15 protein-coding genes are annotated in these 13046 nt (G+C 69.7%); 14 read left to right on the top strand and 1 reads right to left on the bottom strand.

Annotated elements, in window-relative coordinates:
- Window positions 1-116 precede the first annotated feature (116 nt).
- From rplS to EDD92_RS33410, 12 genes are all read left to right on the top strand, one after another.
- A complete protein-coding gene (gene rplS, locus EDD92_RS33355; RefSeq protein ID WP_030943163.1) occupies window positions 117-467 on the top strand; it encodes a 50S ribosomal protein L19 in 351 nt (116 codons plus the stop codon).
- 81 nt (window positions 468-548) lie between these two features.
- Window positions 549-1244, top strand: coding sequence for a signal peptidase I (gene lepB / locus EDD92_RS33360; RefSeq protein ID WP_123967742.1), 696 nt, complete (start codon window positions 549-551; stop codon window positions 1242-1244).
- Entirely contained in the window at window positions 1237-2349 is a 1113-nt protein-coding gene (gene lepB, locus EDD92_RS33365) for a signal peptidase I (protein WP_123967743.1), read from the top strand. Before lepB (EDD92_RS33360) ends, lepB (EDD92_RS33365) begins: the two co-directional genes overlap by 8 nt.
- Entirely contained in the window at window positions 2237-3244 is a 1008-nt protein-coding gene (lepB, locus tag EDD92_RS33370) for a signal peptidase I (protein ID WP_123970661.1), read from the top strand. Before lepB (EDD92_RS33365) ends, lepB (EDD92_RS33370) begins: the two co-directional genes overlap by 113 nt.
- Before the next feature lie 91 nt (window positions 3245-3335).
- Complete coding sequence (gene lepB, locus EDD92_RS33375; protein ID WP_123967744.1) at window positions 3336-4112, top strand: signal peptidase I; 777 nt, start codon at window positions 3336-3338, stop codon at window positions 4110-4112.
- Window positions 4102-4635 (top strand): NUDIX hydrolase, encoded by a 534-nt coding sequence (locus EDD92_RS33380; RefSeq protein WP_123967745.1) that lies wholly within the window; start codon window positions 4102-4104, stop codon window positions 4633-4635. The genes lepB (EDD92_RS33375) and EDD92_RS33380 overlap by 11 nt, the downstream gene beginning before the upstream one ends.
- Window positions 4636-4691: 56 nt before the next feature.
- Entirely contained in the window at window positions 4692-5000 is a 309-nt protein-coding gene (locus tag EDD92_RS33385; protein ID WP_003965949.1) for a DUF2469 domain-containing protein, read from the top strand.
- Window positions 5001-5087: 87 nt separating this feature from the next.
- The gene (locus EDD92_RS33390; RefSeq protein WP_123967746.1) at window positions 5088-5492 is read left to right on the top strand and encodes a YraN family protein; all 405 of its coding nucleotides are present in this window, start codon (window positions 5088-5090) and stop codon (window positions 5490-5492) included.
- Window positions 5492-7117: a YifB family Mg chelatase-like AAA ATPase gene (locus EDD92_RS33395; RefSeq protein WP_123967747.1), complete on the top strand. Its 1626-nt coding sequence runs from the start codon at window positions 5492-5494 to the stop codon at window positions 7115-7117. The genes EDD92_RS33390 and EDD92_RS33395 overlap by 1 nt, the downstream gene beginning before the upstream one ends.
- Window positions 7114-8274: a DNA-processing protein DprA gene (dprA, locus tag EDD92_RS33400; protein WP_123967748.1), complete on the top strand. Its 1161-nt coding sequence runs from the start codon at window positions 7114-7116 to the stop codon at window positions 8272-8274. The genes EDD92_RS33395 and dprA overlap by 4 nt, the downstream gene beginning before the upstream one ends.
- Before the next feature lie 271 nt (window positions 8275-8545).
- A complete protein-coding gene (gene whiG, locus EDD92_RS33405; RefSeq protein ID WP_123967749.1) occupies window positions 8546-9388 on the top strand; it encodes an RNA polymerase sigma factor WhiG in 843 nt (280 codons plus the stop codon).
- 74 nt (window positions 9389-9462) lie between these two features.
- A complete protein-coding gene (locus tag EDD92_RS33410) occupies window positions 9463-10020 on the top strand; it encodes a TetR/AcrR family transcriptional regulator (RefSeq protein WP_123970662.1) in 558 nt (185 codons plus the stop codon).
- Between the two features lie 130 nt (window positions 10021-10150).
- Here the strand turns inward: EDD92_RS33410 and EDD92_RS33415 are convergent, their stop codons facing one another.
- Window positions 10151-10723, bottom strand: coding sequence for a M23 family metallopeptidase (locus EDD92_RS33415; RefSeq protein ID WP_123967750.1), 573 nt, complete (start codon window positions 10721-10723; stop codon window positions 10151-10153).
- A 270-nt stretch (window positions 10724-10993) separates the two neighbouring features.
- On the opposite strand from EDD92_RS33415, the gene rpsB reads away from it, so the two are divergent.
- Both rpsB and tsf read left to right on the top strand, forming a co-directional pair.
- Window positions 10994-11908: a 30S ribosomal protein S2 gene (gene rpsB, locus EDD92_RS33420; protein WP_123967751.1), complete on the top strand. Its 915-nt coding sequence runs from the start codon at window positions 10994-10996 to the stop codon at window positions 11906-11908.
- A 158-nt stretch (window positions 11909-12066) separates the two neighbouring features.
- Complete coding sequence (tsf, locus tag EDD92_RS33425) at window positions 12067-12903, top strand: translation elongation factor Ts (protein WP_123967752.1); 837 nt, start codon at window positions 12067-12069, stop codon at window positions 12901-12903.
- Window positions 12904-13046 lie beyond the last annotated feature (143 nt).

Below are 13046 nucleotides of genomic sequence, written 5' to 3' on the forward strand. Positions count from 1 at the left end.
CCGGCGTGCGCCCCTGCCACAGGGGGACACGACGCCCGTCCCGACACGGACAGCATCCTTCTGGAACACCTAGCTCCCGTTGATGACCTGTGGCATCAGCGAAGAAAGCAGACGAAATGTCTCACCTGCTCGACACCGTCGACGCCGCGTCGCTGCGCAGCGACGTCCCGGCCTTCCGCCCGGGTGACACCGTCAACGTCCACGTCCGCGTCATCGAGGGCAACCGCTCCCGTGTGCAGCAGTTCAAGGGCGTTGTGATCCGCCGCCAGGGCGCCGGTGTCCGCGAGACCTTCACGGTCCGCAAGGTCTCCTTCTCCGTCGGCGTCGAGCGCACCTTCCCGGTGCACACCCCGATCGTCGAGAAGATCGAGCTCGTCACCCGCGGTGACGTGCGTCGCGCCAAGCTGTACTACCTGCGCGAGCTGCGCGGTAAGGCCGCGAAGATCAAGGAGAAGCGCGACAACTGAGCTCGCGCTGCCTGCGGTGAGTCGTAGGCGAACGAGCCGAAAGGCTGGAGTCATATCGGGGCCGGATAGCATCTGGCCTCGATGGACACCGAAGCACAGCCGACGGAGCGCGACCGCTCCTCCTGCCCTGAACCAGTGGCTGCGGAGGGACGGTCGCGTTTCGCGTTCGTGTCGAGGATCACCGACTGGCTGCCCGGCGGCTGGATCGCTCCGATCCTGCTGGTCTGCCTGGTGTTTTTGCTGCTCCTGAACGCTTTCGTGGTCCAGCCATTCCAGATTCCCAGCGGATCCATGGAAAACGGATTGAGGATCGGCGACCGCGTTCTCGTAAATAAGTTGGCGTACCGTTTCGGTGCCGGGCCGCGGCGTGGCGATGTCGTCGTGTTCGACGGCACGGGCTACTTCGGGAACGCCGACTACATCAAACGCGTCGTGGGTGTAGGGGGAGACCACGTGGTCTGCTGTGACAAGGAGGGGAGGATCAGGGTGAACGGCCGGTCGGTCGACGAGTCGACGTTCCTCCACCCCGGTGACAGCCCGTCCACGGTGCGCTTCACCGTTGTCGTGCCCGACGGCACCCTCTTCGTCCTCGGCGACCACCGCAGCGACTCCAGCGACTCCCGCGACCACCTGGGCTCGCCCGGCGGCGGCATGATCCCCGTCTCGGACGTCATCGGTCGGGCCGACTGGATCATCTGGCCCGCCGCCCACTGGACCCGCCTGCAGCGTCCCGGCGCCTACGCGCGCGTGCCCGCCGCGGACGGTGCGCATGGGTAACCGTGGCAAACCGCGCGGTGCCGCGAGCAGCCCGGCCGAGGCGCTGCTGCCCACCGGCTCCCGCCGCGCCTCCGGCCCGGCCCCCGGGGGCGGCGGCCGCACCCGCGCCGAGCGGCGCAAGCTGCAGCGCAAGGTCAAACGAAAGCGCAGGCGCAGCGCGGTCAAGGAGATACCTCTCCTCGTCGGCGTCGCGGTCCTCATAGCCCTGGTCCTGAAGACGTTCCTCGTCCAGGCGTTCGTGATCCCGTCCGGCTCGATGGAGCAGACGATCCGGATCGGCGACCGTGTCCTGGTCGACAAGTTCACCCCGTGGTTCGGCTCCAAGCCCAAGCGCGGGGACGTCGTCGTCTTCAAGGACCCGGGCGGCTGGCTGGCGGACGAGCAGACCACGACCAAGAAGAACGACCCCGTAGTCATCAAGCAGGTCAAGGAGGGGCTCACCTTCATCGGCCTGCTGCCGTCCGACAATGAGAAGGACCTCATCAAGCGGGTCATCGGCGTCGGCGGCGACCACGTCAAGTGCTGTGACGCGCAGGGCCGGGTGACCGTCAACGGCGTTCCGCTGACCGAGGGCGGCTATCTGTATCCCGGAAACGCCCCCTCCACACAGCCGTTCGACATCACCGTCCCGACGGGGCGGTTGTGGGTGATGGGCGATCACCGGGGCGACTCCGCGGACTCCCGCGCCCACCAGAACACGCCCTACGGGGGCACCGTCTCCGAGGACTCCGTGGTGGGGCGGGCGATGGTCATCGCCTGGCCCTTCGGGCACTGGACTTCCTTGAAAGAACCTAAAACTTTCTCCTCCGTCTCCAACTCCGTGTCGGGGACGACCGCGTCCCCGCAGCTGTCGCATAGGGTTGCTCCTGACTATTTCAACGGAACGGTCCAGCTCCCGAGCCCTGCGGAACTCCCGCTCGTTATGGGAGTGGTGGGCCTGCACCGCGTCTGGGGCAGGCAGCGGCACAGAGTAAGGAGTTGGCGTGGGGGATGTGGCGGTTGGCGCACGGTCCGGACACGACGGCGAGGAGCACCGCGGACAGCCCGTCCAAGGGGTTTCCGCAGCCGTCCCGGCCGCGGACAGCGCCGTGACCTCCGGGAGTGACTCCGGGGCGACCGATGACGGTACGGCGCCTGGCGAGCGGAACCGGACCGAGGAACAGGGGTCGGGCGGGACACCCCCCAAGGCCAAGAAGCAACGCTCCTTCTGGAAGGAGCTGCCCATCCTGATCGGTATCGCGCTCGTGCTTGCGCTGCTGATCAAGACGTTCCTGGTGCAGGCGTTCTCGATCCCGTCGGACTCGATGCAGAACACCCTTCAGCAGGGCGACCGGGTGCTGGTCGACAAGCTCACCCCCTGGTTCGGCTCGAAGCCGGAGCGCGGCGAGGTCGTCGTCTTCCACGACCCGGACAACTGGCTGGCGGGCGAGCCCACGGCCAACCCGAACCCGCTGCAGAAGGCCCTCAGCTGGATCGGCCTGATGCCGTCCGCCGAGGAGAAGGACCTCATCAAGCGCGTCATCGGCGTAGGCGGCGACACCGTCTCCTGCAAGGGCTCCGGCCCGCTCAGGGTCAACGGCAAGGCGCTCAACGACACGTCGTTCGTGTACGCCGGCAACACCCCGTGCAGCGTCGACGACCAGGGCGGCCAGTTCACGGTGAAGGTCCCCAAGGGCTACATCTGGGTCATGGGCGACCACCGTCAGAACTCGCGCGACTCGCGCTACAACCAGAGCGACAAGCACAACGGCATGGTCCCGGTGAGCAAGGTCGTCGGACGCGCCATCGTCATCGCCTGGCCCCTCACCCGCTGGGACACCCTCCCGATCCCGGACACCTTCGACCAGCCGGGACTGAACGACCAGTCCTCGGCGTCCGCCGCCCTGACGGCGTCGCCGAACGCGCTCGCCCTGACCGGGATGGTGCCGGTGGCGCTGTGGCGTCGTAGGCGGACGGCGGCGGCCGAGACCCGCAAAGCGAGCTCGGAGTACTCCGCCTGACCGTGCCTTGGTGAAGCCCTGGTGCAGCTGTGACCTCGGTCGGCCGTGAGGGGCTGACCGCGTCAGGTACCGCCGGGTAGGGTGCGGACCCATGGGTGGCGAGAGCACTACGCGTACGGCCCCGCGCAGCGGCGGCAAGAGCACGAGCCCGGTGGGCAGCAGGACCGGACAGCGACTGTCCGGAATCGCTGTCGCGCTGGGCATTGTGCTGTTCCTCGGAGGATTCGCCTGGGGAGCGGTGGTCTACCGGCCGTACACCGTGCCGACCACCTCGATGACGCCGACGATCGACGCCGGCGACCGGGTCCTGGCACAGCGCGTCGACGGCAGTGAGATCCGCCGGGGCGACGTCGTCGTCTTCAACGACAAGTCCTGGGTGACCAACGCGTCCGTCGTCAAGCGCGTGGTCGCGGTCGGCGGAGACACGGTCTCCTGCTGCACGAACGGCAAGCTGACCGTCAACGGCAAGCAGATCGACGAGGGCTATCTCAAAGGCAGCGTCGTTGAGGACAAGAACATCCCGACCGTGAAGGTCCCCCAGGGCCGCCTGTTCCTGCTCGGCGACGAGCGCCTGGGGTCGCTGGACTCCTCCGCCCACCTCAGTGACGCCGCCCAGGGCACCGTCGCCCGCTCCGCCGTGGCGGCTCGTGTGGATGCCGTCGTCTGGCCCATGAAGGGCATGCTGGAACGTCCCACCGGCTTCGAGACCCTCGGTGTGCTCTCCCAGCCGGGCCCGCTGCGGATCGTCGTCACGCTGATCGTGGCCGGAGCCGTCCTCGTCCTCGGGGGCGGCGCGTACGGCCCGATCGCCAAGCGGATGGGCGGGAGCCGTGCCCGTGCGCGGACGGAGCCCGTGGGTGCCCGCTGAGGCTGCGGGCGGGTACGAGGACTCGTACCGGGGTGGGCTGCGCAAGGTGGCCCGGGTGGTTCTGCTCGACCCCGAGGACCGCATCCTTCTCCTGCACGGCCATGAGCCGGACGATCCGGCCGACGACTGGTGGTTCACGCCGGGCGGTGGCCTGGAGGGCGAGGAGAGCCGTGAGGAGGCAGCGCTCAGGGAACTCGCCGAGGAGACCGGCATCACCGATGTCGAACTCGGCCCGGTGCTGTGGCGGCGGATGTGCTCCTTCCCGTTCGCGGGCCGCCGCTGGGACCAGGACGAGTGGTACTACCTGGCCCGTACGACGGATACGACCAGGGTGGTGCCCGAGGCCACGGGGCTCACCGAACTGGAGCGGCGCAGCGTCGCCGGAGCACGCTGGTGGACGTGTCGGGAACTTGCCCGGGCGCATGAGACCGTGTATCCGACCAGACTCGCCGAGCTGCTGAGCAGGCTGCTCGACGAAGGTCCCCCGGCCGGGCCCGTGACCCTTGACCCCGAAATCGTCTAGGGGCTCACGGGACTGGCGCACAATGGTGGGATCGCACGGCTGAAGGGGAAGCTGCCATGAGCGCCGAGGACCTCGAGAAGTACGAGACCGAGATGGAGCTGAAGCTCTACCGGGAGTACCGCGATGTCGTCGGTCTGTTCAAATATGTGATCGAGACCGAGCGGCGCTTCTACCTGACCAACGACTACGAGATGCAGGTGCATTCAGTCCAGGGCGAGGTGTTCTTCGAGGTGTCGATGGCGGACGCCTGGGTCTGGGACATGTACCGGCCGGCTCGGTTCGTGAAGCAGGTGCGGGTACTCACGTTCAAGGACGTGAACATCGAGGAGCTGAACAAGAGCGATCTTGAGCTGCCGGGTGGCTGACGGCCACGGTAGGTCACTCGTGCGGGTGACGAGTTTGTCCACAACTGCTGAGTAGTCCACCAAGATCCACTTGGTCGGAGCGGATGCGTGACGGTTGGCGCCGGAGGTGGTGCCGACATGAGTACACGCAACGCACAACGCAGTGCCATGGGCAGGTACGGCGAGGATCTGGCCGCGCGGCGGCTGGCGGACGCCGGTATGACGGTCCTGGAGCGCAACTGGCGCTCCGGCAGGACGGGTGAGATCGACATCGTGGCCCGGGACGGGGACGTCCTGGTGGTCTGCGAGGTGAAGACCCGCAGGGCGGGCACCTTCCAGCACCCGATGGCAGCGGTCACGCCGAACAAGGCGCAGCGCCTGCGCGGTCTGGCGGAACGCTGGGCACAGGCACACGGCGGGGCCCCGCCGGGCGGCGTCCGTATCGACCTGGTGGGCATCCTGCTCCCCGACCGCGGCGCACCCGTGGTCGAACACGCGCGGGGGGTGGCCTGATGGGATTCGCGCGTACGTGCTCGGTGGCGCTCGTCGGCGTCGAGGGTGTGGTGGTCGAGGTCCAGGCGGATCTGGAGCCGGGGGTGGCGGCGTTCACGCTGGTGGGACTGCCGGACAAGAGCCTGAGCGAGAGCCGGGACCGGGTGCGGGCGGCGGTCGTCAACTCGGGCGCCGAGTGGCCGCAGAAGAAGCTGACGGTGGGACTGAGCCCGGCATCCGTGCCGAAGGGTGGCAGCGGCTTCGATCTGGCCGTCGCCTGCGCCGTCCTCGGCACCTGCGAGCGGATCGACCCGCGGGTCCTCGCCGACATCGTGATGATCGGGGAGCTGGGTCTGGACGGCCGGGTCCGGCCCGTGCGGGGCATCCTGCCGGCGGTGCTGGCCGCGGCGGACGCCGGCTACGAGCAGGTGGTCGTGCCCGAGTGCGCGGCCGCCGAGGCCTCGCTGGTGCCCGGCGTCTCCGTCCTGGGTGTGCGCAGCCTGCGCCAGCTGATCGCCGTCCTGGCGGACGAGCCCGTACCCGAGGAGGATCCGGACGAGCAGGGTCGTCCGGATCCGCTGCTCGCCGGTCTGCGGGTGCCCGGCACGGGCGCGGCCACGGGGATGCACAGCCTGGGCGCCGCACAGCACGACCAGGGCCATGACCTCGCCGATGTGGTGGGCCAGATCTCCGCGCGGACGGCGGTGGAAGTCGCCGCGGCCGGAGGCCATCACCTGTTCCTGGAGGGCCCTCCCGGAGCCGGGAAGACGATGCTCGCGGAGCGGCTCCCTGCGATCCTTCCGCTGCTGAGCAGGCAGGAGTCGCTGGAGGTCACGGCGGTGCACTCGGTGGCAGGCCTGCTGCCCCCGGGCAAACCCCTGATCGATGTCGCTCCGTACTGCGCCCCGCACCATTCGGCCACCATGCAGGCGCTCGTGGGCGGCGGCCCGGGCGTCGCGCGGCCCGGCGCCGTCTCGCTCTCCCATCGGGGCGTTCTCTTCCTCGACGAGACGCCCGAGTTCAGCAGCCACGCCCTCGACGCGCTGCGGCAGCCGCTGGAGTCCGGGCATGTGGTGATCGCGCGCAGCGCGGGTGTCGTGCGGTTCCCGGCGAGATTCCTGATGGTGCTCGCGGCGAACCCCTGTCCCTGCGGCCGTTTCTCGCAGGCGGACGACTTCTGCGAGTGCCCGCCCTCGGCGATCCGCCGGTACCAGGCACGGCTGTCCGGCCCGCTGCTCGACCGGGTCGACCTGCGCGTCGAGGTCGACCGGGTCACCCGCGCCCAGCTGACCCAGCGCGGCGCCGGGGGCGAGTCCACCACGACCGTCGCCGACCGGGTGCGGGCGGCCAGGGAGCGTGCGGCGGCACGGCTCGTGGGCACGCCGTGGCGGACCAACAGCGAAGTCCCCGGGCGGGAACTGCGCAGCCGCTGGCACGCTGCGACCGGCGCGATGGACGAGGCGGAACGGAACCTGGAGCGGGGCGTGCTGACCGCCCGCGGGCTCGACCGCGTGCTGCGTGTCGCCTGGACCGTCGCGGACCTCGTGGGACACGACCGGCCCGATGCGACGGACGTCGCCCTGGCGCTGCAACTGCGTACCGGTGTGCCGCGCGGCGTGCCCATGGCCATCGGGGCGCTGACATGAGCCTCGGTGACGAACCGGCCGGCGAGCTGCTCGCCCGTGTCCTCCTCAGCCGTGTTCTCGAACCGGGCGACGAGGTCGGCGGGCGGTGGCTGCGGGAGCTCGGGCCGGTGGAAGTGGCGCGACGCCTGCGCGACGGCGGGCCGCAGCTCGTCGGGATCACCGACAAGCGGTGGGCCGGGCTGCTGGACCGGGCCGAGCAGGCCGAGCCCGAGCGGGATCTCGCTGTCGCCCAGGAGGCCGGGATGCGGTTCGTGGCGCCCGGGGACGGCGAATGGCCCGGGCAGCTCGACGACCTCGGGGACGCACGGCCGGTGGGGCTGTGGGTGCGGGGGCGGCCCAGTCTGCGGATGTGGGCGCTCAGATCCGTCGCCGTCGTAGGAGCACGGGCGTGCACCGAGTACGGGGCGCACATGGCGGCCACGCTCGGCGCCGGGCTCGCCGAGCACGGGTGGGTCGTGGTGTCCGGCGGTGCCTACGGGGTCGACGGGGCCGCACACCGGGGCGCGCTCGGCGCGGGCGGTGCCACCGTCGCGGTGCTGGCCTGCGGGACCGACCGGGCCTACCCGCGCGGACACACCGAGTTGCTCGGCAGGATCGCGGAACAGGGACTGGTGATCGGGGAGTTGCCGCCCGGCGATCACCCGACGCCGAGCAGATTCATCGTCCGCAACCGGGTGATCGCCGCCCTGACCAGGGGCACCGTGGTCGTCGAGGCCGCCCATCGCAGCGGCTCGCTGGTCACGGCACGGGCGGCGCAGCGGCTGGGGCGCCACACGATGGGCGTGCCCGGCCCGGCCACCAGCGGCCTCTCCGCGGGAGTGCACGAGCTCCTGCGGGGCGACGCCGTGCTCGTCACCGACGCCGCGGAAGTCGTCGAGCTGGTCGGCGACATGGGCGAGCTGGCCCCGGACCGCCGTGGACCCGTGCTGCCCCGCGATCTGCTGGAGCCCGGCGCGCGCCGCGTCCTGGCCGCACTTCCCGGCCGCGGGGCGGCGCCCCCCGGTGACATCGCGCGGGGTGCGCAGACCACGCAGGACGACGCGATCGCGAGACTGTACGAACTCCGATCACTCGGTTACGTCGAACGACACGGCGACGGCTGGAAGTTGACACGCCAGGCGATGATCTCCGTCCGCGGGGGTCGCAGTCCGTGCTGACCGAGCGTGTTCGGCCGTCCGGGGGAAGCCTGACACCTGTGGAAATACCCGCAGTTGGCCTTCCCGGGCGGTCACGCACAGCAATCGCCGTGACTCGGTGGGGCGTCCTGCGGAACGTATCTGCGCACCCGATCCGCGCCGACCTTCGCGCACCGCGACACTTCAGTCACGCTACGCTCACGAGGATTCCGGCACAGACCGGCATCTCGACATCAGACCGACAGCTCACCCAGGCAGCCCCACTTCACGGCAGAACGGCACAAGGCGACGAATGCCCCAGCACACCTCCGGGTCCGACCGGGCGGCGATCCCCCCAGCCGCCCGTGACGGTGGCAGCGTGCGGCCGCCCGCTCCCTCGACGCTCGACGAGCTGTGGCGGTCGTACAAGGAGACGGGGGACGAGCGGCTGCGGGAGCAGCTGATCCTGCACTACTCGCCGCTGGTGAAGTACGTGGCGGGACGGGTGAGCGTCGGTCTGCCGCCGAACGTGGAGCAGGCCGACTTCGTCTCCTCCGGGGTCTTCGGGCTCATCGACGCGATCGAGAAGTTCGACATCGACCGGGAGATCAAGTTCGAGACGTACGCGATCACCCGGATCCGTGGCGCGATGATCGACGAGCTCAGGGCGCTGGACTGGATTCCGCGATCGGTGCGGCAGAAGGCGCGGAACGTGGAGCGGGCGTACGCGACCCTGGAGGCGCGCCTGAGGCGGACACCGTCGGAGGGTGAGGTCGCCGTCGAGATGGGCATCCCCGTCGATGAACTCCACGCGGTGTTCAGCCAGTTGTCCCTGGCCAACGTGGTGGCCCTGGAAGAGCTGCTGCATGCGGGCGGTGAGGGCGGCGACCGGCTCAGTCTGATGGACACGCTGGAGGACACCGCCGCCGACAACCCCGTGGAGGTGGCCGAGGACCGGGAGCTCAGACGGTTCCTGGCCCGGGCGATCAACACCCTGCCCGAGCGGGAGAAGACCGTGGTCACGCTGTACTACTACGAGGGGCTCACGCTCGCCGAGATCGGGAACGTGCTCGGCGTGACCGAGAGCCGGGTGAGTCAGATCCACACCAAGTCGGTGCTGCAGCTGCGGGCGAAGCTCGCGAGCTTCGGACGCTGAGCGGCCCGACTCACTCCCGTCGGGGGTGGTCCGTCCGTAAAGTGGTTGACGTGCCAAGGATTCGAGCGGCCTCCGTGGCCGAACACCGGTCGATGCAGCGAGCCGCCCTGCTGGACGCGGCCCGGTCTCTGCTGTCCGAGGGTGGGACGGAGGCGCTGACGTTCCCGGCCCTCGCCGAGCGGACGGGGCTCGCGCGGTCGTCCGTGTACGAGTACTTCCGCTCCCGGGCGGCCGTGGTCGAGGAACTGTGCGAGGTCGACTTCCCGGTGTGGGCCGCCGAGGTCTCGGCAGCGATGGAGCGGGCGGGGTCGGCCGAGGGCAAGGTCGAGGCGTATGTGCGGCAGCAGTTGGTGCTGGTCGGGGACCGACGGCATCGGGCTGTCGTGGCGATTTCCGCGAGTGAGCTGGATGCGGGGGCTCGGGAGAAGATCCGAGCAGCGCATGGGGGGCTGGTCGCGATGATCGTCGAGGCGCTGGGGGAGATGGGCCATTCTTCGCCTCGGTTGGCTGCGATGTTGGTGCAGGGAGTTGTGGACGCGGCTGTGCGGCGGATCGAGCTGGGGGCGGCGGAGGAGCCTGCGGCGATCACTGAGGCTGCGGTGGCCATGGCCTTGCGGGGGGTCCGCGGCTGAAGGCCGGTGGGGTGCCGGGGGAGCGCTGGACCGGCGGTGGCCGGGTGACGCCTCTCTTTGGGTCGGGAGCCGCCCTCGGCGGCACGATTGCCCGCGGTTTGTGCAGACCGACTGCCCGCAGCTACGGCGGCTACGAGGGCAGCGGGACCCCGAGTACCGGCAGCAGCCTTGATGGGCCCCTGTGCAGCAGCCACGGTGGTAGCAGGGAGAGCGGGTCCAAGTAGGTTTCGCCCCTCAGCAAGCCCCAGTGGATGCACGTGACCGTGCAGTGAGCGCCCGTCGGTTCCAGCGTCCCCACCACCTCGCCCGGCGTCACCTCGTCCCCCTTGTGCACCGACGCGTTCACCGGTTCGTATGTCGTTCGCAGATCCGTGTCCGTCAGCTGCACGGAGACCACGCCGCGGCCCGCCACCCGGCCTGCGAAGGACACGCGGCCGGCTGCCACTGCTCTTACCGGTGTTCCGGCCGGGGCTGCCAGGTCCACGCCCCGGTGGCCGCGGCCGTAGACCGTCGCCGGGGGTTCCCAGCCTCGTAGGACGGTGGGGTGTGTTCCCACGGGCCAGGCGCGCCCGACGGCGGGGACCGGTGGGCCCGGTGCCTGTGGTGGTGGCGGGTCGTCCGCCCATGCCCAGGGGGTCAGGGCGGTCAACGCCAGTCCCAGCAGTGCCGCCCACGTCATCTGCGCGTATCGCCTCGCTCGCATGCGAGAACTCTCCCGCGGCGCCGCCGATCATGGCCGGGATCTGTGGACTACTCCCCGGTTGTGGACAGCGGCGTCACCCGGTGCCTCGCGGGTCCCGTACACTTCTTCTGGCGATCCGGGTCACCGGGTCGACTTCGCACGCCCCGACATCTGGTGATCAAAAGCCGGTGTCAGCGCCCCTCGGTCCTTTGTGGCACGGCGCATGTGGGCGTCAGGCGCGAGTGCCCACCGGCACCCGCGGTACAACCGAGAAACTCAAGGAGAACGGCCATGGCCGTCGTCACGATGCGGGAGCTGCTGGAAAGCGGCGTCCACTTCGGTCACCAGACCCGTCGCTGGAACCCGAAGATGAAGCGCTTCATCTTCACCGAGCGCAACGGCATCTACATCATCGACCTGCTCCAGTCGCTGTCGTACATCGACCGCGCCTACGAGTTCGTCAAGGAGACCGTCGCCCACGGCGGCACGGTCATGTTCGTCGGCACGAAGAAGCAGGCGCAGGAGGCCATCGCCGAGCAGGCCACCCGCGTCGGCATGCCCTACGTCAACCAGCGCTGGCTGGGCGGCATGCTCACCAACTTCTCCACCGTCTACAAGCGTCTGCAGCGCCTCAAGGAGCTCGAGCAGATCGACTTCGAGGACGTCGCCGCCTCGGGTCTGACCAAGAAGGAGCTTCTCGTGCTCTCGCGCGAGAAGGCCAAGCTGGAGAAGACCCTCGGTGGTATCCGCGAGATGCAGAAGGTGCCCAGCGCCGTCTGGATCGTGGACACCAAGAAGGAGCACATCGCGGTCGGCGAGGCCCGGAAGCTCAACATCCCGGTCGTCGCCATCCTCGACACCAACTGCGACCCCGACGAGGTCGACTACAAGATCCCGGGCAACGACGACGCGATCCGCTCCGTCACCCTGCTCACCCGTGTGATCGCCGACGCCGTCGCCGAGGGCCTCATCAGCCGCTCGCGTGTCGCCACCGGTGACAAGGGCGAGAAGGCCGCGGGCGAGCCGCTCGCCGAGTGGGAGCGCGACCTGCTCGAGGGCGAGAAGAAGGCCGACGAGGCTCCGGCCGCCGAAGCCGAGAAGCCGGCCGAGGCTGAGGCCGAGAAGCCGGCCGAGGCCGCTGCTGAGGCCCCCGCCGCCGAGGCCCCCGCGGCTGAGGCTCCGGCCGCGGACGCCGAGCAGGCCTGACCCGTCAGCGTCAGAGTTGACGGCGGGAGCGGTGACATGAAAACCGCTCCCGCCGTTCACCCGTAGGTCGGCGGAGAGTCAGCGGCCCCCGACTACATGGGGGCCGTAGACCCCGTAGATCTTCGATCTTCCAGACTTCGAGAAAGATTCACAGACTCATGGCGAACTACACCGCCGCCGACGTCAAGAAGCTTCGTGAGCTCACCGGCGCCGGCATGATGGACTGCAAGAAGGCGCTGGACGAGGCCGAGGGCAACGTCGAGAAGGCCGTCGAGGCGCTCCGTATCAAGGGCCAGAAGGGCGTCGCCAAGCGCGAGGGCCGCTCCGCCGAGAACGGCGCCGTGGTCTCCGTCATCGCCGACGACAACTCCTCCGGCGTCCTGGTCGAGCTGAAGTGCGAGACGGACTTCGTCGCCAAGGGCGAGAAGTTCCAGGCCGTCGCCAACCAGATCGCGCAGCACGTCGCCGCGACCTCCCCGGCCGACCTCGAGGCCCTGCTCGCCTCCGAGATCGAGGCCGGCAAGACCGTCCAGGCGTTCGTGGACGAGGCCAACGCCAACCTCGGCGAGAAGATCGTCCTGGACCGCTTCGCGCAGTTCGCCGACGGCTTCGTGATCGCGTACATGCACCGCACGATGCCCGACCTGCCCCCGCAGATCGGTGTCCTCGTCGAGCTGGACAAGCCCAACGCCGAGGTCGCCAAGGGCATCGCCCAGCACATCGCCGCCTTCGCGCCGAAGTACCTCTCCAAGGAGGACGTGCCGGCCGAGGTCGTCGAGTCCGAGCGCCGCGTCGCCGAGGAGACCACCCGCGCCGAGGGCAAGCCCGAGGCCGCCCTGTCGAAGATCGTCGAGGGTCGCCTCAACGGCTTCTTCAAGGACGCCACGCTGCTCGGCCAGCCGTACGCGCTCGACAACAAGAAGTCCGTCCAGAAGGTCCTGGACGAGGCCGGTGTCACCCTGAAGCGCTTCACGCGTATCAAGGTCGGCATCTGAGTCCGTGCCGCGATCGGCGTCTCGGCCCGATAGGGTCGAGTGCAGCCGTCCGGCCGTCCGTCACACACGCGCGTGACGGACGACAGCAGATCTGACGAGGAGGCCATTGCCGAGCATGGGATGCCAACACCCCAGCGGCAATG

Source organism: Streptomyces sp. TLI_185, assembly GCF_003814765.1.
GTDB lineage: Bacteria > Actinomycetota > Actinomycetes > Streptomycetales > Streptomycetaceae > Streptomyces.

Excerpts from the sequence above, each read along its gene's own strand:
- rplS (WP_030943163.1), top strand. The coding sequence starts at position 117 with ATGTCTCACCTGCTCGACACCGTCGACGCCGCGTCGCTGCGCAGCGAC.
- tsf (WP_123967752.1), top strand. The coding sequence starts at position 12,067 with ATGGCGAACTACACCGCCGCCGACGTCAAGAAGCTTCGTGAGCTCACC.
- dprA (WP_123967748.1), top strand. The coding sequence starts at position 7,114 with ATGAGCCTCGGTGACGAACCGGCCGGCGAGCTGCTCGCCCGTGTCCTC.
- EDD92_RS33385 (WP_003965949.1), top strand. The coding sequence starts at position 4,692 with ATGAGCGCCGAGGACCTCGAGAAGTACGAGACCGAGATGGAGCTGAAG.
- lepB (WP_123967743.1), top strand. The coding sequence starts at position 1,237 with ATGGGTAACCGTGGCAAACCGCGCGGTGCCGCGAGCAGCCCGGCCGAG.
- EDD92_RS33395 (WP_123967747.1), top strand. The coding sequence starts at position 5,492 with ATGGGATTCGCGCGTACGTGCTCGGTGGCGCTCGTCGGCGTCGAGGGT.
- EDD92_RS33415 (WP_123967750.1), bottom strand. The coding sequence starts at position 10,723 with ATGCGAGCGAGGCGATACGCGCAGATGACGTGGGCGGCACTGCTGGGA.
- rpsB (WP_123967751.1), top strand. The coding sequence starts at position 10,994 with ATGGCCGTCGTCACGATGCGGGAGCTGCTGGAAAGCGGCGTCCACTTC.
- lepB (WP_123967742.1), top strand. The coding sequence starts at position 549 with ATGGACACCGAAGCACAGCCGACGGAGCGCGACCGCTCCTCCTGCCCT.
- lepB (WP_123967744.1), top strand. The coding sequence starts at position 3,336 with ATGGGTGGCGAGAGCACTACGCGTACGGCCCCGCGCAGCGGCGGCAAG.
- whiG (WP_123967749.1), top strand. The coding sequence starts at position 8,546 with ATGCCCCAGCACACCTCCGGGTCCGACCGGGCGGCGATCCCCCCAGCC.